This window comes from Cellvibrio sp., from assembly GCF_039207905.1.
Taxonomy (GTDB): domain Bacteria; phylum Pseudomonadota; class Gammaproteobacteria; order Pseudomonadales; family Cellvibrionaceae; genus Cellvibrio.
On sequence record NZ_JBCECX010000002.1, the window covers coordinates 104,270 to 126,382 of the forward strand.

The 22,113-nt window shown below is 50.6% G+C and carries 15 protein-coding genes; 9 read left to right on the forward strand and 6 right to left on the reverse strand.

Annotated features, from left to right (window positions below):
- Positions 1-15: 15 nt before the first annotated feature.
- From AAGC78_RS01460 to AAGC78_RS01470, 3 genes are read right to left on the reverse strand one after another with little or no spacing between them, the layout of a single operon-like run.
- The gene (locus AAGC78_RS01460; RefSeq protein WP_435782249.1) at positions 16-1,635 is read right to left on the reverse strand and encodes a hypothetical protein; all 1,620 of its coding nucleotides are present in this window, start codon (positions 1,633-1,635) and stop codon (positions 16-18) included.
- 17 nt (positions 1,636-1,652) lie between these two features.
- Positions 1,653-4,199, reverse strand: coding sequence for a LamG domain-containing protein (locus tag AAGC78_RS01465; RefSeq protein ID WP_435782250.1), 2,547 nt, complete (start codon positions 4,197-4,199; stop codon positions 1,653-1,655).
- 12 nt (positions 4,200-4,211) lie between these two features.
- Positions 4,212-5,450 carry a hypothetical protein gene (locus tag AAGC78_RS01470; protein WP_435782362.1) on the reverse strand — a complete coding sequence of 413 codons (1,239 nt, stop codon included), beginning with the start codon at positions 5,448-5,450 and terminating at the stop codon, positions 4,212-4,214.
- A gap of 443 nt (positions 5,451-5,893) precedes the next feature.
- Here AAGC78_RS01470 and AAGC78_RS01475 point away from each other — a divergent pair, with 443 nt between their 5' ends.
- Genes AAGC78_RS01475 through AAGC78_RS01500 form a run of 6 tightly spaced genes read left to right on the forward strand, consistent with a single transcriptional unit; the run spans position 5,894 to position 12,159 of the window.
- Complete coding sequence (locus AAGC78_RS01475; protein ID WP_435782251.1) at positions 5,894-8,791, forward strand: hypothetical protein; 2,898 nt, start codon at positions 5,894-5,896, stop codon at positions 8,789-8,791.
- A gap of 7 nt (positions 8,792-8,798) precedes the next feature.
- The gene (locus AAGC78_RS01480) at positions 8,799-9,617 is read left to right on the forward strand and encodes an SH3 domain-containing protein (protein ID WP_435782252.1); all 819 of its coding nucleotides are present in this window, start codon (positions 8,799-8,801) and stop codon (positions 9,615-9,617) included.
- The gene (locus AAGC78_RS01485; RefSeq protein WP_435782253.1) at positions 9,587-10,252 is read left to right on the forward strand and encodes an outer membrane beta-barrel domain-containing protein; all 666 of its coding nucleotides are present in this window, start codon (positions 9,587-9,589) and stop codon (positions 10,250-10,252) included. Before AAGC78_RS01480 ends, AAGC78_RS01485 begins: the two co-directional genes overlap by 31 nt.
- Before the next feature lie 35 nt (positions 10,253-10,287).
- Positions 10,288-10,791: a TlpA family protein disulfide reductase gene (locus tag AAGC78_RS01490; RefSeq protein ID WP_435782254.1), complete on the forward strand. Its 504-nt coding sequence runs from the start codon at positions 10,288-10,290 to the stop codon at positions 10,789-10,791.
- Positions 10,788-11,012 (forward strand): DUF4266 domain-containing protein, encoded by a 225-nt coding sequence (locus AAGC78_RS01495; protein ID WP_435782255.1) that lies wholly within the window; start codon positions 10,788-10,790, stop codon positions 11,010-11,012. Before AAGC78_RS01490 ends, AAGC78_RS01495 begins: the two co-directional genes overlap by 4 nt.
- On the forward strand, positions 10,999-12,159 hold the full coding sequence (locus AAGC78_RS01500) for a DUF3570 domain-containing protein (RefSeq protein ID WP_435782256.1): 1,161 nt from the start codon (positions 10,999-11,001) through the stop codon (positions 12,157-12,159). Before AAGC78_RS01495 ends, AAGC78_RS01500 begins: the two co-directional genes overlap by 14 nt.
- A 40-nt stretch (positions 12,160-12,199) precedes the next feature.
- On the opposite strand, the gene AAGC78_RS01505 is transcribed toward AAGC78_RS01500, so the two are convergent.
- Positions 12,200-12,928 (reverse strand): PEP-CTERM sorting domain-containing protein, encoded by a 729-nt coding sequence (locus AAGC78_RS01505; RefSeq protein WP_435782257.1) that lies wholly within the window; start codon positions 12,926-12,928, stop codon positions 12,200-12,202.
- 574 nt (positions 12,929-13,502) lie between these two features.
- Between AAGC78_RS01505 and AAGC78_RS01510 the strand changes: the two genes are divergently transcribed.
- On the forward strand, positions 13,503-15,137 hold the full coding sequence (locus tag AAGC78_RS01510) for a glycosyl hydrolase family 18 protein (RefSeq protein ID WP_435782258.1): 1,635 nt from the start codon (positions 13,503-13,505) through the stop codon (positions 15,135-15,137).
- An 83-nt stretch (positions 15,138-15,220) separates the two neighbouring features.
- Here AAGC78_RS01510 and mdoH read toward each other — a convergent pair whose 3' ends face one another.
- Both mdoH and AAGC78_RS01520 read right to left on the reverse strand, forming a co-directional pair.
- Complete coding sequence (mdoH, locus tag AAGC78_RS01515) at positions 15,221-17,170, reverse strand: glucans biosynthesis glucosyltransferase MdoH (protein WP_435782259.1); 1,950 nt, start codon at positions 17,168-17,170, stop codon at positions 15,221-15,223.
- 1 nt (position 17,171) lies between these two features.
- Positions 17,172-18,800: a glucan biosynthesis protein gene (locus AAGC78_RS01520; protein ID WP_435782260.1), complete on the reverse strand. Its 1,629-nt coding sequence runs from the start codon at positions 18,798-18,800 to the stop codon at positions 17,172-17,174.
- A gap of 452 nt (positions 18,801-19,252) precedes the next feature.
- On the opposite strand from AAGC78_RS01520, the gene AAGC78_RS01525 reads away from it, so the two are divergent.
- Together AAGC78_RS01525 and AAGC78_RS01530 are read left to right on the forward strand one after the other, a co-directional pair.
- Entirely contained in the window at positions 19,253-19,546 is a 294-nt protein-coding gene (locus tag AAGC78_RS01525) for a hypothetical protein (protein WP_435782261.1), read from the forward strand.
- 129 nt (positions 19,547-19,675) lie between these two features.
- Entirely contained in the window at positions 19,676-22,081 is a 2,406-nt protein-coding gene (locus tag AAGC78_RS01530) for a response regulator (protein ID WP_435782262.1), read from the forward strand.
- The last annotated feature ends 32 nt before the right edge of the window (positions 22,082-22,113 follow it).

The following is a 22,113-nucleotide window of genomic DNA, read 5'->3' on the forward strand; positions in this document are numbered from 1 at the left end:
GTCGATGCGTGGAAATTACACCGGCTGCGAAATCACGCCATTACAAATTGGGGTGAAGGCGGTGATTTTATCCAGCGCAGCGGCATTGCCCAAACTGTTGCCGGGGAAGCTGCTGCCGAACTGGTTTTGGGTGCCGTGCAGCGCCATGTAATTGAGGATAACGGTTTCCACCAGGGAGTTAACGTTGTTGGCGGCGCCTACACCTGAACCGGTTTCCACATCGCCACTGGCGCGCATATGGCCGATTTGCTGGTGCACACGTTGCGCATCGCTGATGGCATTGGGATCAGTGGCGGAACCGCCCATCAATACTGCACGGCGAGTAGGGTTGTAGACGAGGAAGAAGGAAGCACCGGTTTGCTGGTCGTCGCCGGTCCAAACGCCTTTGCCGCCGCCAGCCATTGAGTCATCGATCATGCCGTTACTGAATACCGAGCCGTCGCTGAATACATAAATCATTACCGGCATGCCTTTGCGTGCGGCGTATTCCAGGCATGCGCCGATACAGCGGCCGGCGCGCAGGTCGCGAATTTCACCGGTGGAGCGGTCGCCGGTGTGGTAGTCGTAGCCGCCCATAGTCACTGTGCCTGCGCCTGCGTAACCATTGATCACTAATTTGGCGACTGAGGCGGTTTTGCGGAACTCACCATCGGCGTCAAATTCGGCTTGGGTGAATACACCGCCTGCGCCAACCAGATCGGCGTCGGCGACTGGATCAATCGCAGAGGGATTGCCAAAACGGTCGGCGAGATCGGCACTTTTAACATAGCCACAGCGCACCATATCTTTGATCACGGCGTCGTTAACCGTGTTGGTATTTACTTTGCCCAGCTTGGCGTCGCTGATGCGATAAATGGATTCCATCACCGCCACTGTGTCTTGCTGGTCGAGCAGGCTGACCAGATCGCCCACATCAACCAAGCCGGTAACGTCGTTAGGATTGTCGACTTTGGTGGGGCGCACTTCGGGGTTGATCATCATCGCCGGAGCCATGGAATTGCCGCCCGAGTCACTGGCGCGCGATCCGATCAGCGCCAGCAGCGAGCCGTTGGCACCTGCGCGGTTGATGCCGTACATGGGGTTGTGCGGATTGTTGCCGGTGTCGTTTTCCGAGCGTGCGGGAATGACGGCGCCGTTGGTCAAAGCGCGGTTACCCACCGCGACTTTCTCCAGAATGCCGCGCAGCATGGCGCTGGTGGAATGGAACGAAAGTCCAAGTTCATTGTTGATGAGTGGGTTGGCTGCGCTTGATGCAGCGGGACTCATCGACAGCGGCAAGCCCTGCTTGCTGTAGCCGCCAGCGCTGAGGAAATCCAACTGGCCGCCACGTTGGCCGATCAGCACATTAGAGCCGGCGATATTGGCGCCGCCGGCGAGATCAAAACAGATAAACGGGATCTTGCCCGCGCCTTGCGCTGCAATACCACAAGCGCCGCGCATAGCGATCAGGTCAGCGGAAAGTGCTGCCTCGGCCTCGCGCGGATTGGCGAAAAGGCTGAAAATCGAGCCGCCCAAGACCGTGGCGGTACCTGCACGGAAACCTTGGGATACCAATTCACGTCGGCTTAGCGGACGGCTATGGTTGTTCAGCAGGAGTGGTGCATCCGGGTGCAGTGGTGTTTTTTGGCGAGTCATAATGTCTGCTCCGGTGGTTACTGCAATAGCATCACTGCACTGCCCAACGCGGCGGCACAAGTTGCTTTAACGGTGGTGGCGGTGCGATTGCCAGTACAGCTGTTGCTGGCTGCGCAACTGGTCATGCGGTCGATCAACTGATTGAGTTCGGCGCGCACAGCGGCTGGATTCGCTTGGTTGCTGAGTGTGCCGCCCGAGGCGATCTCCCCCGCCAACAGGTTTTTCAGCAGCGGTTCAATAATCTGGCTACGACCGGTCGCGTTAAACGCAGTGCCGGCACCGGCATTGAAATCAAAGCCACTAAAATAGCCCGCGCGTAGTCCAGTATCGTTAACCAATGCGTTGCAGTAGGCCACGGCAAGTTGGGTGATACCCATTTGCTGCGCAGCTAAGAAGCCTTCGATATTGGTTAGCGTTGGCAACTGCTGTTCGACTTTGGCGTAAGTCGTGCGGATCGCCGGTGTGGTTTTGCTCACGCCGGTCATGGTCGACAGGGTTGCGTTGATCTCGGCGAAATTGCGCAGGCCAATATGTGCCTGGCCGGGAATATCTGCTGGTGTTGCCGGTGGCGGCACCACTGCTTCGGTGCGGGTGTAGTTGTACTCGCCGATATGGTCGAAGGTAAGGAAGAATTGGTCCTGGTCTGGCCCCTGTTTCATTTCCACAATCGTACCGAGCGTTGATAAAGTCTGGCGGCCCTCGACCATTTGCGTTGCACTGATTTTGGTGTCCAGATTGGCAAACACTTGCCCGACTGGTGCTTCAGTGCCATTAACCCCAATGCGCAAGCCTTTCAAATCCACTTCGCCCTGCACTTTTTGTTCGCCGAGATTAGTAAAAAACGGCGAGCTAAATAGATAGGCGTAATCATCGAATTGCTGCACATCGAACACGATAAAACTCAGCGGCGTGCCGACCAGTTCAGAGACGTTAAACAGCAGCAGGTATTTCGCGCCCACGCCGACATCAAAGTTGGTTTTGATATCAGCCGCGCTCATAGCGCGTTTGTGGATGGCGAGGAAACGGATGCTTCCGGCCCAAGGGCGATTGTTGGATACATCATTGCCAATCGCGAGGGCGAAACTGCTGTCCCAATCTTTCAACACGGCGCCCGCATCGGGATCTGTGTCGCCCGTGAATTCACCATTGACATAAATGCGGCGCCCGCGGATTGGATCGAAGGTGACCACAACATGTTGCAAACTCGCCTGCAGGATTTCTTTATTGGCGGCAGTTGCCAATTCGGGCAGACCATTGGCATCACTTTTTGAAGTGCGATTCAAAAAGCTGTAGTTGTATTCGTATTGCCCGAGGGTGAAATTGCGGCTGGTGGCGCTGCCGGAATAGGTGACTATGCGTGCGGGGTTGTTGTCGTTATCGCCCTGCACCACGTTGTCGGGAATCACCCAGGTTTCAATCGAGTATTCACCAGCGGCGCGCAATAAATCGTAGAACTTGCGGCTATCGCCGGTAGCTGCCTGAGCCTTACCTGTGTCTTTGAACTTCAGACCCCAAGCGCTGCTCCAGGCGACATTGCCGATCAGGTTGAGGTTGGCCACCGGATCAACGCCGGCGGTATCGTAGGCGATGCTGCCTTTGCCGGTTTTGAATTCGTACTTGGCGATGATATCGGTATCGATGCGGCCGCCGCTGGTGACGACAAAGGCATCGCTCAGGCCGACGGCTTTACTGATCACCAGATCGGGATCAACGGTGATGGGGGTAATGGTATTGGCTAAGGCAGTGATTGCGGCCTGCATATCGGCGGCGTTCTGGCTGCAATTGCTCCAGCAGTTGTGGGCATCGCCCGACAAACGCTGCACAAAACGTGAGGCCGCTGGATTGTCCAGACGCATGCGGGTTTTAGCGGCTTCATAAGCTGCGTCTACCCGGCTGCTGGCAAAGTAGGGTTGCTGGCGCGTGACGGCGCTTTCGCTGTGGCACTGGGCGCAGTATTGGGTCAGCAATGGATAAACGGTGGTTGAGAAATTTGCCGGGCTATCAGGGAATACTTTACTGCTGGCCAGATCTTTCTCGGCTGGCGGTGTCAGCACTACGCTGTTGGCGGTGGTGCCGCTATTGCCCGCCCACGCGGTGATCCAGGTGGTCATGATGTCGCCACAGGCAACCGGATCAGCGAGCCAGCAGTTATGGCCGGCGGCCACTTTGGTGACCAGACGCGATTGCGCCGGATTGCCGAGGCTAACCAAACCGTTATCAATCACCGCCGCGTAGGCGAGGTTGATATCGTCACCGCGCCCGAATTCCGGCGCTTGTTTGCCTTGGGTGTGGCAGCCGCCGCAGCGGTTTTCACGGGCGATATTGATCCACAGATTGTTCTGGAATTTGGTGATGTCGGCAGTGGACGCCGGATTATTGCCCTTGTAACTGAAATCTTCGCCGCTGCCCCCACCGGGATTGGTATTGGGGTTTGGTTCGGTTTTAGCGCCTGATCCTGACCCGCAGCCAACCAGACTGACGATCAACGCGACGAGCAACAAGGCGGAGCGTAATGGCAAAGTAGAGCGAAACAATAAAGTGGAGCTTAACTGAAAGTTTTTCACGGTCATCTCCCCTTATTGGCCTTTGCAGTAGTTGGCAGTGTCGATAAACACCTGCTTCAACTTGTAATTATTGGCGGCAAAGTTCTGGGTGAATTCCTCGACCTTGGCTCTGTCTGTCGCATCGCCCGGTTTGCGCAAGCAGACGTTCTGGAACACTTTTTCTACCTGGCAGCTGGCGAAGGCTTTGGAATGAGCCAGCTCCATATTCATGCTTTTGGCACCTGCGCCCATGCCGGTCAAGGCGGGGGAATTCCACGCCCAACCTAAATGGCTGTTCTGGCCTTTGCGCCAGTAGTTTTGCCAATTGTCATTGGTGGTGACATAGCCGGGTTTGAAGGTGGAGCTGTTGATGCGGTATTTCTTCTCGACGCGGCTGTTGGTGTCCGGGTCAATCACGCCTTCGGTGTTGTAATGGATGGCGCCGTTGATGCCATCGGGGTCGGCATTGATATCAAATTCGTAATCGTAATAGGCGTAGGCTTTAGCCATTGGATCCATGCCATTGTGGCAGCCGATGCAATTATTGAGGAATACGCGGCTATCGCCACCGGGGCTGCGGCTGACGTCCTGACGGATAAAGTCCGGCACCAGCGAAGTGTCGTGCACTTGCTCAAGATCGCGGCAGAGATGGTTGACCAGCGTGAAGCGGAACATGGCGCGGTTGGTGCCCGCGATAAAAAAGGCTTTAGCAGCTGCGCGGCTGGTGATCACACCGGAGGTGGCATCTACCGGCAAGCCATTGATGCTGGATTGGGTGCGGCGTACCAAGGTGTCTTTCAGACTGACTCCTTGCGACTCAGCCATCTCATAATGGCTATTGTTGCTGTTCGAGTAAGCGGGCAAGCCGCCAGCATTACTGGTGTAGATGACGTCATCGTAAAGCGCGGTGCGGAAGTCGGCGTCGTCGCGCACCAAGCCGATGATGGTGGCGGTGTAATCATTTAATGGCGCAAACACAGTTTGTTCGCGGTTGGTCCAAGGCGTCGCCATATTCTTCAGGGTGACGCTGTAAAAGGCTTCATTATTCATGGCGATTTTCACCGCCTCGGCCACATTGTTGGCGTCGATCTGCGTCGCCATTTGCAGCAGCACTGCTTCCGATGGCGGTACCCCCGCAATACGGTTATGGATTTGCACTGCCTGTTCGCGTGAACCGGCTTGCGCAAAAGGGGAGCATAGCGCCAGAGCGAGAAAACCCGTTATCAGCCGGGTATTCAGGCTGGTTAACAACAGTTTTCCCTTGGCCGACATGCAAGCCGGCAGGAGAGAGAGGTTGATCACGGTTGCTCCCAAAGCGTTTTCAGTTGTCTGGCCGGTTATTGCAGCAGGACAATCTTTTAATTGGAGTAGGGTAAGAGCAATTATAGTCAGCGGGTTTGATGAAACATGTGCCGAATTAGAGTAAGCCGCTGCCGACTTAATCACATATCTGTAATAGAGGCACATCAATCATCATATGTGGGTGCGATAACACGCAGACGGAGAAGGTGCAAAGCCGCTCCAGCTGGGGGATTTTGCCGCCTTTCGTGATTAAATCGAGGGAATGCTATGCGGGATTGGCTGACAATAATATCACCGGCGCGCGGAACTATCTTTATTTCCATAAGCGACTATAACTTTTCCAATCAACTTCCATCCGGTGCAACCTGCTGTCCTCCCAAGGGCATAAGCCAGAGCGATATAAGGCAAATGATATGAACCTCTGCGAGTCTTTTCTTCGCCATCGTCGATTATTGGCTGCGAGCCTGCTTCTGCTCGGCCTGAGTGCGTGCGGCGGTGGGGGTGGAGGCGGCGGCAGTAACGGTGGACAAAAACCGGACCCGGTGGTGGTTGATTTACCTATCGCCTATATCGAGCGGCCAATCCCGTTGGATGACGACGGCGAACCGGTTTTCCCTGATGTATTTGAACCGGCGGCATTTAATCCAGGTGCCAAACTTATCCTGAAAGAGCGTGCTACTGCGCTGGCGACGCCGGTGGATATCAGCTCGGCTGCGTTCCCGCTTGAAGATTATCCCGTTGCCGATTTTCCCGATGGTCCGCTTTACGATGTTAAGGATTTATCTGTCCATCCGAGTGGCCAGCGTTTGATTTTTGCTATGCGCGCACCGGAAATCGAAGATGCGGATGAAGACGAGCAACCGACCTGGAATATCTGGGAATACCAGCTGGAAACCAAAGTCCTGCGCCGGATTATCACTGCCGATATAGTGGCTGAGGCAGGGCAGGATATAGCGCCGCGCTATTTGCCCGATGGCCGTATCCTGTTTGCATCTACACGCCAGACGCGCAGCAAAGCGATTTTGCTGGATGACGGTAAACCCCAGTACGCTGCGGGTATCGAGGGGGATCGCGACGAACCTGCCTATGTCCTCCACACCATGAAAGACGATGGAACGGATATCCAGCAAATCACTTACAACCAAAGCCACGACATCCAACCTGGTCTATTGCCTGACGGACGAGTTTTCTATTCGCGTTGGGACAGGTTGGGCAATGACAATCTCAGTTTCTACACTGTTAATCCTGACGGCACCAACAGCCAAATCTACTACGGTTACAACAGCCTGAATCAGGAGGAGGATGACGATACCCAAAGTATGCCGCGCCTGTTCAATCTCAATCCCATGCCCGACGGGCGTATCGCCGGTATTTTGAAACCCAGTGGCGCCTTGCTCGGTGGTGATATGGTGGTGATTGATGGTGCCGGTTTTAGCGAAAATGATCGTCTGGTACCGGGTGGTAAAGCGATTGGCACAGCGGGTCAGGAGCGCATTTCTATACTGCCGGTCAATATTCGCGAGGGTGAAACCGAGATATCGGTTCACGGCCGTTTTGCCTCTCTTTATCCGCTTTACGATGGCACCAATCGCCTGCTGGTCAGCTGGAGCCAATGCCGCCTGCAGGAGCCGGTCACCGAGCGTTTGTTGCCCTGCACCGAAACCAATATGGCGATCCCGGATATAGTTGAGGCAGAGCCGTTTTATGGTATCTGGATCTACAACATCGCCCAACAAACCCAACAGCCTGTAGTGCTGGCGAAAGCGGGAGTGATGTATAGCGAGGCCGTATCGCTGGAAAAAGTGACGCCGCCAACTTTCTTCCGCTCGGAAGTAGATACCCAATTGGCGCAAGAGGCGGTGGGGGTGTTGCACATCCGCAGCGTTTACGATTTTGATGGCAGTTTTGGCGCTTACGGGGTCGCTGGTGCGCCTGCCAATTTGGCTGCTATGACCGCCGCCGCGCCATCGGCCCGACCCGCGCGGTTTTTACGCCTGATTAAAGCGGTGTCCATGCCCGATAACGATACCCTCGATTTTGATGGCGATGCCTTTGGTGTTAGCGGTGGAGTTATGCGCGAAATCCTCGGCTACGCGCCTATCGAACCGGATGGCTCGGTAAAAGTTAAAGTCCCCGCCGATGTCGCCTTCACGATTGAAATCCTGGATGCCAATGGTCGTCGCATCAGTGCTATGCACAATAACTGGCTGCAATTGCGCCCAGGTGAAGTGCGCGAATGTAACGGCTGTCACGACAACCGCAATGACATCGCTCACGGGCGCGCCGATGCAGAAGCCGACGCGTTAAATCAGGGCGCTGCCACCAGCGGCGTCGCGTTCATGAATACGGTCAGGTTTGATGCGTTAGGCACACCGGTAACGCCACAAATGGGTGAGACCATGGCGGAGTTCGCCACTCGCTCAACTTTCTGTACCACGCCGGGTAATCCCACTACGTGCGCCGCAGTCGCCCTGCGCCAGCCAAGTGTTGATATCGTCTTTAATGACGAGTGGACTGACACTGCGGTGCGCCCGAAAGAGCCGGGTTTTGAATATCGCTACTCAACGCTCGCTGAAGATCCCGCCCAAATTGTTGCACCGACCACTGAAGCCTGCGTTGATCCCGATGGCTGGAATAGTCTCTGCCGCGTAATCATTAATTATGAAACCCACATTCAACCTTTGTGGGAGCGCAGCCGTGTTGTAAATACGGTTGAGCGGCAATGTATTGGTTGCCATAGCCGGAATACTACCGATGCAAGTGGTAATGCGCTTGTGCAGGTTCCTGCAGGTCAGCTAGAGTTGACCAGTCAGGCGTCTGATTTAAACAATAATCACATGACCTCTTACCGCGAGTTGCTCTCCAACGATTTGCGCCAGATCCTGACTGATGATCTGGCCGGTCTGACCGACAATATTCCGGTGTGTGAATTTGAGATTGATGAGGATGCGATTCCCGAATGCATCGTCAATTTGGATGCTGGTGGCAATCCCACTTGTGACGGCGTGGCTGACTGTCCGTTTGTCGAACAGGATGTGACTTCAGAAACCGGTGTAGTGACGCAAGTGCTGTTGTTGGATGCCGAAGGTAATCCGATTCCACTCACTCGTCAGCTTGGTGTAACGCGTTCAATGTCTCCGGACGGTGCGCGTGCGAGTGCGCGCTTCTTCAATCGTTTCAGTAATTTTGATGCGACTGCAGAGACAGTGGATCATCGCGGCTTTCTGAATGCGAGCGAACTAAAATTATTATCGGAGTGGCTGGATATTCGCGCGGCCTACTACAACAACCCATTTGACTCAGTAGATTGATGAATTGATGACTTACGGCGTACAACAAAAAACCAGAGAGCCGCAAACACCAAAACATTCGCGTGTGATCCAGTATCTCTCGCTGTGCTGTGTAATGTTATGCAGCACTCCGGCATTTGCTGCAAGTTGGTTCGACTCCTGGTTTGCCGAGCAAGAGCCATTGCAAGTCAGCGTTGATGATGCATTCATTAATGTGTATTCCGGCCCCGGGCGCGGCTATCCAATTTTTTATGTGGTCGAGCGCGAAGAAATTATCACGCTGTTAAAAAGCCGCACTGAATGGATCAAAATTAAAACCAAACGCGGACTTGTCGGTTGGATCAAGCGTGACGATATGCAATTCACTTTGTCGCTCGACGGCAGCAAACCGGATTTTCCTGACAGCAAGCAGGCTGATTATCTGGTAGACCGGTTTGAAATGGGTGCAGCCTACGGTGACTTTGCTGGCGCCGACAGTTTGAGTATGAACCTCGGCTATCGCTTCACTAAAAATTTATCGGCTGAGTTGCGCTACGCCGAAAATACTGGTCAGTTTTCGGATAGCCAAATTGTCGCCGCTGGTATTTTGTTCCAACCTTTTCCGGATTTGCGCGCGTCACCGTTTTTCAGCGTTGGCGGCGGAAAAATAAAAACCTTTCCCAGCTCGACACTGGTGCAGACTGAAGATCGCGAAGATGATTTATTACAAGCCAGTCTGGGTGCTTACATCCACATCACTGGCCGTTTTTTCCTGCGGGTGGAATACACCAATCACTACATAATGACCAGCCGCAACACCAATGAAGAGGTTAATGAATGGAAAGTTGGATTCAACGTCTTTTTCTAGGCGGATTGCTGCTCGGTTTAGCGGGCATTGGCAGTGTTGCTTACGCACAAGATGACAGCAGCAGCGATGACGATGAGCTGGGGCAAATTATTACGCCGGATGTAAAACGCCGCACCATTAAAGAAGATGATCTCGACAGCGAGAATTTTGAAATGGGCGCTTATTACGGGCTGCTCAGCATTGAAGATTTCGGTACCAATGAAGTAGTGGGAATTACCTTTGCGTATCACATCACTGAAGATTTTTTTGTTGAAGCTGCTTACGGTGTTAGCAAAACGGAAAAAACCAGTTACGAATTATTGAGTGGTGGCGTGGAGCTGCTTACCGAAGATGAACGCGATCTGAGTTATTACAATCTGTCGCTCGGCTACAACTTCTTGCACGGGCAAGTGTTTATCTCTGATAAATGGACCTTCAATAATCACTTCTACATAGTGGCGGGCGCAGGCAATACGGATTTCGCTGCGAAGGATTATTTCACCACCAATCTGGGTGCCGGTTTGCGCTTTTACGCTACCGACTGGCTGGCGTTGGATTTAAGTATGCGCGGCCACAGCTTTAAACATGAATTATTTGGCGAGAGCAAAACCGTTACCAATTTGGAATCGCGTTTGGGGCTTTCGCTGTTTTTCTAGAATATATTTCGGCGTTAATTTTTTGGAGTTACCACATGTTGTCGAAAACACGTTTGTATAAAAAATTGCTTGGCACTGGCTTGATTATCGCTGCCGGACTTATTGGTGCTAATGCTTTTGCTAATCCGGCGCCTGATTTTACGTTGCAAAGCAGCACCGGCGAAAATGTCCGCTTGGCGGAACAGCGCGGGCAAGTTGTGATGCTGAATTTCTGGGCGTCCTGGTGCGGCCCATGCCGCAAAGAAATGCCGCTGTTGGATGAAATGTCCAAGCGTTACAGCTCGGCTGGTTTTGTGCTCTACGGTGTGAATGTGGAAGAAGATAATACCGATGCGAAAAAGTTACTGAAAGAATTGGGCGTAACCTTCCCGATATTGTTCGACACTGAAAGCAAGGCGAGCAGTTTGTATAGCGTCGATGCTATGCCAACCACCGTTGTGATCGATAAAAAAGGTGTAATTCGCTACGTTAATCGCGGCTACAAAGCGGGCGATGAAAATAAATATCGCGATCAAATCCGTGAGCTGATTAAAGAATGATATTGCGTCGCCTGCTATTTATTGCGCTGCTGTTTAGCATCGCTGCCTGTAGCCCGATCAAGCCTTGGGTGAAGCCTTATGAGCGGCAAAAAATCGCTGATGAAATCATGAGTTTTGAGCGCGATCCGGTTGCAGATTCCTATCTGCATCACGTGTATGACGCACGTGAAGCCGCGCGTGGTGGCGATGGTGCATCGGGAGGTGGCTGTGGTTGTAATTAATCGTTTCCTGCTGCTCGCATTTGTGCTGCTGGGAAATTTTGCTCACGCAGCGGTTCTGCCTGATGAGCGAATCGATTTGCTTTATCACGGTTACGATGGCGGCGGTGCACAGATTGATGGCCCGTCGATTCTGGTGCGCAAAAATATTGGAGCATCGGTATCGGTTGCCGCCAATTATTATGTGGATATGGTGAGTAGCGCCTCAATTGATGTGCAAGCAACCGCGAGTCCCTACAGTGAAGAACGCAAAGAGCAGGGCTTCAGTGGCCAGTATTTGATTGACCGCTCTACGATCAAATTGGGTTACACCAGTAGTAAAGAAAATGACTACGATGCATCGACCTACAGTTTCGGTGTCGACCAAAGTTTTTTTGGTGATTTGACTACCGTGGGATTCGGTGTGAGTTTTGGCGAGGATGTGGTCGGGCAAAATACCGATCCAACATACAAACGGGATTTACAACGTCGTAAGTACAGTATTAATGCATCGCAAATCGTAACCAAAAATTTATTAGCATCGCTAAGTTTTGATAGCGCGACTGACCAATGCCTGAACCTCACTCAAGATCAAAGTTGTTTGAACAACCCTTATCGCTCGGTGCGCTATTTAACGGGGACTGGTGGCTACCTTTATCAAGGTGAGCGTTATCCGCATACGCGCAATAGTGATGCCTTGGGTTTACGTGCAATTTATTATCTTCCCTATCGCGCGTCAGTGCGAGTTGAAGCCCGGCAGTTTTCCGATAGCTGGGGAATCGACGCCGACAATATCGAACTGCGCTATTTGCACCCATATGGTGAGCAATGGTTGATTGAAGTTAAATATCGCATCTACAGCCAAAGCGGTGCGGATTTTTATGCGGATTTGTTTCCCTACCGCGATGCGCAAAATTTTCTGGCGCGCGATAAAGAATTGAGCCCCTTCTCATCTACCACCGTTGGTTTGGGGGTAACTTATAAAATTCCCGCTGGTGTCATTCCCTGGTTCGAAAAGAGCACTGCGAATTTATATTGGGACAGGTTTGATATCGACTACGATGATTTCCGCGATGCACGCGTATCGCCCACCGAATTTGCTGCAGGTGACGAGCCTCTCTACAACTTGCAGGCAGATGTATTCCGCTTTTACTTATCCTTCTGGTTTTAGTAATGACTGCGTGATAAATACATTGTTAAAAAGGCGCAAATTAGCGCCTTTTTAATTTTGCCCTAACGTTTTTATGTTTAAAAAACAATCCCAATATCCCGATGAAAATTAGTGCCAAAGATTTTGGTTCGGGCACTGATGTAGATGTGTCAATTCCTGTGATATAGGCTGAAGAGTAATATCCACCAAGCAAAATATAGTAGACATCAGAAGTGAAATGATTTGTTTGGTTGAAGCGACGAACCGGTACGGATTCACCCCAGTGTGACTCATAATCATCAATATAATTTGTACCACTGTACTCACCAATAAAGTTTTTATCTTTATCAAAAGCCAATGCAATCACTCCGTCACCGTACCAGTCGACTGCTTGATAGGACAGCTTTCTTGTAGGTTCAACGTAACTTATTAACATCATTGCTGAACGCCCACCGTTAAAACTGTCTTTCTGCGTCAGTCTGTCATCAAGCGTCATTCCGGGGCTCCCTCCACCTTCAGTCATCAATCTTCCATTTTGTGTTGCACCACTGTCTGTACATCCTATTGCTGACAGCGCGGAGCCTGCAGGATTTGATAACACTAAAGCATCGTAGAATTTTGGAACAAATGCAGAACCTACTTGATCGCTAATGACGATAGACATAGTGACGTTCGGATCAATCTTGCTAATATTTGTGCCCACTTCAAATTTGTTCGCGGTGATGAGGCCTGCTGATGCATTCAGTGCCAGCATGTTTAATAGAAATGTAATAGCTACTTTGTTTCTCATTCTGCGTTCCCTTCCCGTTATTTTCGATGCGACGTCTAACTACAATATTGTCAATGATGAGTAGCTGATGTGTCACTATTCGATATGTATTTCTCGCGAAATCTTGATCCATATCGGCGCCAAAAGTTGTTCGTTGCCTCACATATCTAGCGTTATATTAAGTTGTAATTATCAACTTTATTTTTATTTCTTGATGTTGTGTGGTGAAAGGTGGGTATGTGAGAGGTACTTTGTTTATAACATAGATTGTGGACATAAAGTGAGCACGCTATAAATGACAATGTTGTCATAAGGGAGTGGGCGCTATTTTGCCCCTATCGATACCAACAATACCGAAGCGGTTGTGCCAATAACAATAATATCGGCGTGTTGAGTCCAAACAATAAAATGGATTCGTTTTCTCTAGAGAACAAACAGCGACGCAGTTGTGAAGCCTGTTGTATTTCAATGCATGGGGCGATAACGCTGAGCTGTTGTTAGTTGCAAAGTAAAACATTCAAACAATTCAATCCTCCAGAAGTTGCAAATACTTCTGCCGGTATTGCTTTGCCTAAAAAACACAGAGGAACGTCTAATGAAACATCCAATAATTACCGTGGCGGGTTTATGCCTTGCTGCGGCATCCTTCGATAGCATGGCATTGAGCTGTGCGGGCATCGCGCAATGGAATAGCGCATCGGCTTATTCAAGCGGCGCACAAGTGCAGGAATCAGGTAAAGCCTATAAAGCCAATTGGTGGTCGCAGGGGCACAACCCGACAAATTATTCCGGCCAGTGGCAGGAGTGGACTCTGCTGGGGAACTGCGATGGTGCGGCTTCTTCAAGCTCAATTACACCTTCATCATCTTCCCGTTCGTCAACACAGCCATCGAGTGTTGCGCCTTCGAGTAATTCTTCGCGTTCATCCAGTTCCACTGCGCCATCAAGTTCATCGGTTAGTGGCAATTGCGGTTCAGTGCAATACGTTGCGGGCACCGCATATTCGCTTGGACAATTGGTTAAAAATGCGGGCAATGAATATCGCTGTACTGTAGCGGGTTGGTGCAGTTCGAGCGCTGAGTGGGCATATGCTCCGGGTTCAGGCGCTCATTGGCAAATGGCATGGGAGTTGGTGCGTAGCTGTGGCGTTACATCATCAGCGAGTTCTACTCCAAGCTCGATCTCCAGTTCATCGCGCTCATCTGCAAGCTCCACATCGTCAAGTGTTGGCGCCGGTCGCTATCGCATTATTTCCGGTTACTGGCATAACTTTAATAATGGTTCGGGTGTGATTCCGTTGGATCAGGTTTCGGATGCCTACGATGCAATTAATATTTCATTTGCTGAACCAACTGGCCGTGCGGCGGGTGAGATAGCCTTTGTGCTTGATCCTGCATTTAATATGGCGTCATTCAAAGCAGCGATTAAAGCCAAACAAGCGGCAGGCAAAAAAGTCATCATCAGTATTGGTGGTGCCAATGGTCAGGTGCAGTTACCAACGGCTGCAGCGCGCGCGAATTTTGTTAATTCGATGAAAGCGATTATTGATGAATACGGTTTTGATGGCCTCGATGTCGACTTTGAAGGGCATTCATTATTTTTGAATTCTGGCGATAATGATTTCCGCAATCCAACTACGCCGGTGGTTGTGAATTTGATCGGTGCATTGAAAGATTTGACCAGCCATTACGGTGATAAATTTGTGCTCACCATGGCTCCGGAGACTTTCTTTGTGCAATTGGGTTACAGCTTCTACGGTGGGACCTGTATTAGTTGTGATAATCGTGCCGGTGCCTATTTGCCCGTGATTTATGCATTGCGTGATCAGCTTGATTGGCTGCAGGTGCAAAATTATAACTCGGGTGCAATTACTGGTACCGACAATAAATATCACACCATGGGCGGAGCTGATTTCCACATCGCGCTGGTTGATATGTTGTTAACCGGGTTTAAAGTGGCGGGAACTAATTTAACCTTCCCTGCATTGCGTCAGGATCAGGTGCTAATTGGTTTACCAGCAAACGTGAATGCCGGTGGCGGATTTACCAGTGTGGCAGATGTGCACACAGCGCTGAATTGTTTGATCAAAACACAGGGTTGTACTTCATATCAGCCAGCACAAGCATGGCCTAATTTGCGCGGTGTGATGACCTGGTCAATCAATTGGGATAAATTCAATAACTCTGAATTTTCCATTAACCATCGCCGTTATCTGGATCAGCTACCGTGATCGGATTATTTAATTCTGATAGCTAATTTAGATCGAAAAAAACAGGGCGCCTAAGCGCCCTGTTTTTTTGCACTGTTTAGATTTTAGCGAGTGACGTGACGATACTCATTCATATCGCCGTGCGGCATATCTAACCAGTTGTCGTGTGGTAATGCGGGAATGGGGGCAGGTGATTCCAGCGTTGGATGCTCAACAGCTAATAACTCGTCGAGATGAACCAGTACCGGATCTTCAATTGCTTCACTTGGGCAGAGCAATATTTTGTGCTCGCGAGTACTACGTCCAAGATCAAGACTGGACGAGTAACGCACCAGCGCCGAAGCGAGAATCAAACCAGTGATTACCGGGATCAGCCACCAGAAAAATACTGGTGCATAAATGTAAGTTACCGTACCCCAAATGATTGCCGCAATCGTCATCTTGGAGGTGCGTGCAAAACACTCGCCCCAGGGTAGTAAGCGACCTTCGCGATCTTGCGAATCCCAGTTCACTTTGAATCCAAGGAATACCGAGATAACAAAGTAGGCGTGATATACCATCATGATCGGTGCGATTAATACTGCAAAAACAGTTTCAACAATTGCACCTTTGATTATTGCGAAGCTACCGCCAAATTGTTTGCGGCGATGAACTAACGCGATAATGACACCGAGAAATTTAGGCCCCATCAATAACGCTGTGGTGAGCAAAATCAACGCAATGATTAATTCCGTTTTGGCAATCGGCCAGTTGGGGTAGAGCTGATAGACTTCGGTGAAATACACATTGGAATTAATCGCACGTACAACGGCGTCTGCAGTACTTAATGCCAACATCAACAGCCAAATAAGTGAGGTGATGTACGCAGTGGCACCAAGTAAAAAGTGCATGCGGCTAATGGGGTGTAATCCGCGCAAATTCAAAATGCCCAAGTGTTGGATATTACCTTGCACCCAGCGACGGTCGCGCTTGGCGTAATCGATAATATTGCAGGGTACTTCTTCGTAGCTGCCTTCAAGATCCGAGAGCAAAAATACATTCCAGCCTGCGCGTCGCAGCATCGCCGCTTCTACGAAATCGTGACTGAGGATATCGCCACCGAAAGGCGCGTTGCCAGGCAGGGTTGGCAAGCCGCAATGGTCCATAAAGGCACGCATGCGGATAATTGCATTGTGACCCCAATAGTTAGCTGCATCCGTTTGCCAAAAAGCAATTCCGGTGGCGAGCATTGGGCTGTATAACACTGCCGCAAATTGTACGAAGCGACCGAAAAAAGTGGTTTGACGCACCGGGATTGGAATCGTCTGGATTAATCCGGTGCGCGGATTTACCTGCATGGCGCGCACCATTTTTACGATGCAATCGCCGGTCATAATGGAGTCGGCATCGAGCACTAGCATGTGCTCGTAATTTGCGCCCCAGCGCTGGCAAAATTCGGCGAGGTTGCCGACTTTGCGGCCGATATTTTTTTCGCGGCGACGATAAAAAACCTGCTTGCCCAAATCACCCAAACGTTCCTGCAATTGTTGCCAGTGGTCGCGTTCAGCTTGGGCGATGGTAAGGTTGGTGGTATCGCTCAGCAAAAAGAAATCGAAGTGCGCCAGCTCACCGGTTTTTTCCAGCGAGCGCAGCGTCGCTTCAAAACCAGCGATGACTCTGTGGGTGTCTTCGTTATACACCGGCATCACCACTGCCGTGCGCGTGGTGATGGGTGATGTGTCTTCCAGCAAATGGCGAGTAGATTTTAGTGTGAGCGGATCAATGCGGAACAGCTGCAAAAAGAAACCAAAAAGTCCGCTCCAGAAAGCGAGGCTTAACCAGGTAAAACTGATGCCGAACAGTACCAGAATAACGGTTTCGAGCGTAGTCAGGTCATTCGCACGCAAGATATCAAACATGATGTAAACACCGCTTATCGCGGTCAGCACGCTCAGGATGACATAGATATATCGGCGCAGGGACTTGGCCGGGATACGAATAGCATCGGCGGGAGCGCTGGTAAGGTCAGCCACTGAGCGGCTGACCGGAGGTAACGGTGGTTGCATATGCGTCATATTAGATGGCGTCCGGATACCAGACATAACTCCAGACTTCGCTCAAGCGTTGGTCTCGCAATTTCAGGAATACGCGCATGTCCGCCACTTTATTGCCCTCTGGTTCCAGCTTGAACGACGCGCGCCAGGTGCGGCCATCCGGCAATTGGCGTACAGACAATTCGCTGATAGTGCCAGCGGATTTTTGCATCTCGGCAACCAATGGTGCATCGGTAGAAAGGTTATCCAACTCTCCGCCACGGAAATCGATAATAAACTTGCGTTTGCTCAATGGCGGTGGATTGGCTTGACCCGGGTTTGAACCCCAGCCAATACGGGTACGGATAATTTTCGCTGTGGTGTTTTCCGGCAAATGATCATCGAAGGTGCGCAGGCGATATTTGTAAGTTGCACTTGAGCCAGCCTTCATTGATTTGGACGGCACCCAATAAGCAACTACGTTATCGTTGGTCTCGCTATCGCTTGGGATCTCAACCAATTCGGCGCGGCCTTTGCCCCAATTGCCTTCAGGAATTACCCACATGCTTGGACGTTTTTCGTAGCGCGATTCCATATCCATGTAGTGATCGAAATCGCGGTCGCGTTGCAGCAAACCAAAACCGCGTGGATTTTCATCCAACATGGACGAAACGCGCAGGCTGCGATGGTTGCTGATCGGGCGCCAGATCCACTCGCCATTTGAGGCTGCCATTAACAAACCATCAGAGTCATGCACTTCCGGACGGAAATCATCAACGAAGCGAGTGTGGTTCTCGCCCCACATATACATACTGGTGAGTGGTGCTACACCAACTTTAAGAATATCTTTACGCGCAAAAATACGTGCTTCAACGGCCATCTCGGTTGGAGCACCGGGAATGATTTCAAAACGGTAAGCGCCGGTGATTGATGGGCTATCGAGCAAGGCGTACATCACCATGCGGGTATCGGTCGGGCCAGGTTTAACCAGCCAGAATTCGCGGAATACCGGGAATTCTTCACCTTTAGGTTCAGCTGTATCGATTGCCAAACCGCGCGCTGACAAACCGTAAGCCAGGCCGGGGCCAACCATGCGGAAATAGGATGCGCCCTGGAATACTACAAACTCATCTTTGTATTCGTTGCTGTTGAGCGGGTAGTGAATGCGGAAACCGGCGAAGCCGATATTGCCCGGTGCAACGCCAGCCAAAGGTGCGGCGGGGCCGTCGTAATTAAAATATTCCTGCTTGAATTGCACGAATGCATCAGGACCATCGGTGGCCATGTGCAGGGTTACGGGTTCGCGATAGAGGAATCCGGGGTGGAATAATTGCAGCTCAAACAAGGCTTCGTTGTGCCACAAAGATGATTCAGGGCGGAAGCGAATGGAGCGATATTGATCGTAATCCATATTGGCGAGCGCTTCGGGAATATTGGCCTGGATTGGCTTGAATTCACGGCGGGCAAGTAATTTTGCGCGCGAAGCGATTGCATCAAACAGTGCGGGCTGGGCAATGTCGGTTGCGGCGGCCGGTGCTACTGCGACCGCTGGTTGTGATTGCTGCGCATTGGCAAAGCCAGTACTTAATACACAGCTCATAGCCAGGGCGGCGATGCTGGTGCAGGTAAATATTTTTTTACCGGCTTTTTTGTTGTTAAACAACATGCTCATCCACTCTTTCTCCGCGTCGGATTATTGGGATCAATCAAAGTTAAATTCATCGAGTCTTACTGATAACGGGGTTCGTTATAACAGGTTTTGCTCGTAGTGTAAGTTCGGTTCCCTGAATTAGTGCCTAACCAAGCGCTCCCTTGTGTGTTACTGCACATACAACGCACCTGATAGCGGCTTCAATACTATAGACGGTGGGTGGGAGCATGCGGGCGGGGCACTGATCCTGTGGGAGTATGACGACTGATATGCACAGGAATCGGCGCGCATTGTAAACCATCTGCTACTGAAAAATAGGGTGTCAGGTGCCTCTGACGCAGGCTTTTTTTAACGAATCTTTGCAAAGCCTGACTGAATGCCCCGGCTGTTTCAAAAACGCAGGTTATTACCAATCAGTCTTTGCGATTGGAGTAGCTTGAACTTAACTCAAAAGAGTAGCCAAGGAGGTTCATATGCTAAATGCCGCCGTGTTAACTCAACCGTCCCAACCCAAACTATTGCCTGTTGTCAGACGTGTAATTGAACAGTTGGATCAGTTATTTGTCGGATATTTCGGCAAGCAGGGTAACAGTCTCGCGCACGAAGTTTTCAAGCAGTGGATCAGAGCCGGTAAGACAGGGCCATCTGGATTGCGCCGTTATGTTTATTCCCTTGGCACCCAGCTGGATGATCCGCAGGTGCGCACTGAATTTACTGAGCGTGCCGAGCGTATGCTATTACATCTTCAATCAGGTTACGTGAGCTGATTTTTAGCTGCCCGGTTATCCCGCGTTAACCATTCTCATCAACCCTGCGGTTAGCCGTAGGGGATCTGTTTTTTTACTGCTACACTCAAGGCATCCCTTCTTGAAATTGTCTTACTGCGGTTGGTTGAGATGCCCAACATAAGAGCTTACATGCGCGAGAATCCCATAGCGGCACGGCTATTGGGGTTAATTATTATCAGCAGTTCGATAGTCACTTTGGTCGCCATTTTGTTGCAATTGCACAGCAGTTTTAATGACGACATTGCCGCGCTTGAAAAACGACTGGACCAGGTGCGTATCAGTACTCTGGCGAGTATTACTAAAAGCCTGTGGGGTTTTGATCAGGAGCAATTAAATATCCAGATCAATAGTGTGCTCGCTGTGGATGACGTAGTGCAGGTCAAAGTGGTGTGGCACGACTGGAACAACACTGAACAAACGTTGGTGGCGAGTAATCACGCCTACGACCCTAAAGATCTGGAAAATAAACGCAGCCAATTTTTGGTGCGTAGTTATCCGCTGATTTATGTCGATGCAAGTACACCCGAGCAACAGTTGGGTATGTTGACGGTCACTGCAAGTCTCAGCAGCATTTATGACAAGTTGTGGGAGCGCGCGTTTTTTACTGCGCTGGTGCAGGGCACCAAAACGCTTGTTATCGCATTATTTATTGTCTGGTTGGTGCATACGCTGTTAACCCGGCACATGAAAACCATCGCCAATTACGCACGTAACCTCAATCTGGAAACATTGACCAAGCCGCTCAAACTCAAACGATTAAAAGTAAATTCAAAATCCGATGAATTGGATAATGTGGTCAATGCAATTAACCACATGCGTGAAACCTTGCTTGACGATATCGAACAGCGCCACGCGATTGAAATGGCATTGTTGAGTGAGAAGGAAGAGAAGCTGGAAACCCGTCGCCAAAAAAATGCAGCGGAAGATGCAAGCCGCGCGAAGAGTCAGTTTCTTGCGACTATGAGTCACGAAATCCGCACGCCGATGAACGGTGTTATCGGCATGCTGGAAATGTTGCGCGATACCCCGCTTGATGACAACCAGAAACATTACATCGAAGTTATCCATCGCTCGGGCGAAACCCTGCTCACCATCATTAACGATATTCTCGATTATTCCAAAATTGAAGCGGGAAAAATGCAGCTTGAAGAGACGATCTTTGAGTTGGATGAATTAATTGAAAATTGCGTGCAACTGTTCGGCGCAACCGCAAACAAGCGGCAAATTGAGTTGTTTGGTGGGTTGGATCCTGCGGCGCCTAAATGGGTTAAAGGCGATCCGACGCGCTTGCGCCAAATCATCATCAATTTATTGGGCAACGCATTTAAATTTACAACCGAAGGTTTTGTGTCGCTGCGTGTAATCCAGGTCGCGTCCTTGCCCGACGATAAAGTGGAATTGCGTTTTGTGGTGCAAGACAGCGGTATAGGTATAGATCTGGATAACACCAGTGATTTGTTTGATTCGTTTAATCAGGCCGATGCATCCACCACGCGCAAATATGGTGGCACAGGTTTGGGGTTGGCGATTTGCAAAAGCCTTGCGCAATTGATGGAAGGTGACATCGGTGTTGAGAGCGTCAAAGGGCGCGGCTCGACATTTTGGTTTACTGCCCGACTAACACAAGAGGATGTGTGTGACTTGAATGCCGAGCCAATTGAAACCAACAATGATTTGTTGCGCGGTAAAAAATTGCTGTTTGTTTCGCCCAATACCAATCTGGCTGACTTCATTAATCATCACAGCAGTGCATGGGGTGTTGCGGTTGATTCCGCACCTTCGGCTAAAACGGCATTAACGCAATTAAAGCATGCGGTGCATTCCGGCGAACCCTACGATTTTGTTGGCTTTGATTACATTTTGGCGGATGCCAGTGGTTTTGACCTGGCGCAATCCTTGCGCGAATTACCGGAATTTCGCGAATTACCGTTGTTTATGTTTAGCGGTGGCGATGTTTATCACGATCAGGGACAAATGCGCAGTCTCGCCATTCATTCGGTATTGCGTAAACCCATCTCGATGAAATTGTTGCGACAGGAATTAATTGCGTTGCTTGGGCACGCATCGGCACCGGTAGTGGTGGTTGAGCGCAAAAAGCAGGATCTGGAAAAATTCGCGCATCTGCGAGTGTTGGTTGCTGAAGATAATCCGGTCAATCGAATGGTAATTAAAGGGCTGCTCGGGAAACTGAATATCCAGCCCACTTTTGCTGAAAATGGAGCAGAGGCCTGCGATGCAGTGCAGGGTGCAAGTGAGCGATTTAATTTGATTTTGATGGATTGTGAAATGCCGGAAATGGATGGATTTGAGGCAACTCGCTGCATTCGCGATTATGAGCGGCGCGAAGGTTTGTCGGCGACGCCCATTATTGCGCTCACAGCGCACGCGTTACAGGAGCATCGCGATGCCGTATTCGCGAGCGGCATGAATTATTATCTTTCCAAGCCAATTACCTTCAATAATTTATATTCGGCATTTGAAACCGCAGGTTTGGTTGAGAGCGAGCAGGTATGAATTGCGCATAGTGTTCCCCTATGGCAATGATT

What these genes read in the sequence shown, in the direction of transcription:
- AAGC78_RS01485 (WP_435782253.1), top strand. Translation starts at nt 9,587, where the DNA reads ATGGAAAGTTGGATTCAACGTCTTTTTCTAGGCGGATTGCTGCTCGGT.
- AAGC78_RS01475 (WP_435782251.1), top strand. Translation starts at nt 5,894, where the DNA reads ATGAACCTCTGCGAGTCTTTTCTTCGCCATCGTCGATTATTGGCTGCG.
- AAGC78_RS01490 (WP_435782254.1), top strand. Translation starts at nt 10,288, where the DNA reads ATGTTGTCGAAAACACGTTTGTATAAAAAATTGCTTGGCACTGGCTTG.
- AAGC78_RS01470 (WP_435782362.1), bottom strand. Translation starts at nt 5,450, where the DNA reads ATGTCGGCCAAGGGAAAACTGTTGTTAACCAGCCTGAATACCCGGCTG.
- AAGC78_RS01460 (WP_435782249.1), bottom strand. Translation starts at nt 1,635, where the DNA reads ATGACTCGCCAAAAAACACCACTGCACCCGGATGCACCACTCCTGCTG.
- AAGC78_RS01505 (WP_435782257.1), bottom strand. Translation starts at nt 12,928, where the DNA reads ATGAGAAACAAAGTAGCTATTACATTTCTATTAAACATGCTGGCACTG.
- AAGC78_RS01495 (WP_435782255.1), top strand. Translation starts at nt 10,788, where the DNA reads ATGATATTGCGTCGCCTGCTATTTATTGCGCTGCTGTTTAGCATCGCT.
- AAGC78_RS01520 (WP_435782260.1), bottom strand. Translation starts at nt 18,800, where the DNA reads ATGAGCATGTTGTTTAACAACAAAAAAGCCGGTAAAAAAATATTTACC.
- AAGC78_RS01480 (WP_435782252.1), top strand. Translation starts at nt 8,799, where the DNA reads ATGACTTACGGCGTACAACAAAAAACCAGAGAGCCGCAAACACCAAAA.
- AAGC78_RS01510 (WP_435782258.1), top strand. Translation starts at nt 13,503, where the DNA reads ATGAAACATCCAATAATTACCGTGGCGGGTTTATGCCTTGCTGCGGCA.
- AAGC78_RS01530 (WP_435782262.1), top strand. Translation starts at nt 19,676, where the DNA reads ATGCCCAACATAAGAGCTTACATGCGCGAGAATCCCATAGCGGCACGG.
- mdoH (WP_435782259.1), bottom strand. Translation starts at nt 17,170, where the DNA reads ATGACGCATATGCAACCACCGTTACCTCCGGTCAGCCGCTCAGTGGCT.
- AAGC78_RS01525 (WP_435782261.1), top strand. Translation starts at nt 19,253, where the DNA reads ATGCTAAATGCCGCCGTGTTAACTCAACCGTCCCAACCCAAACTATTG.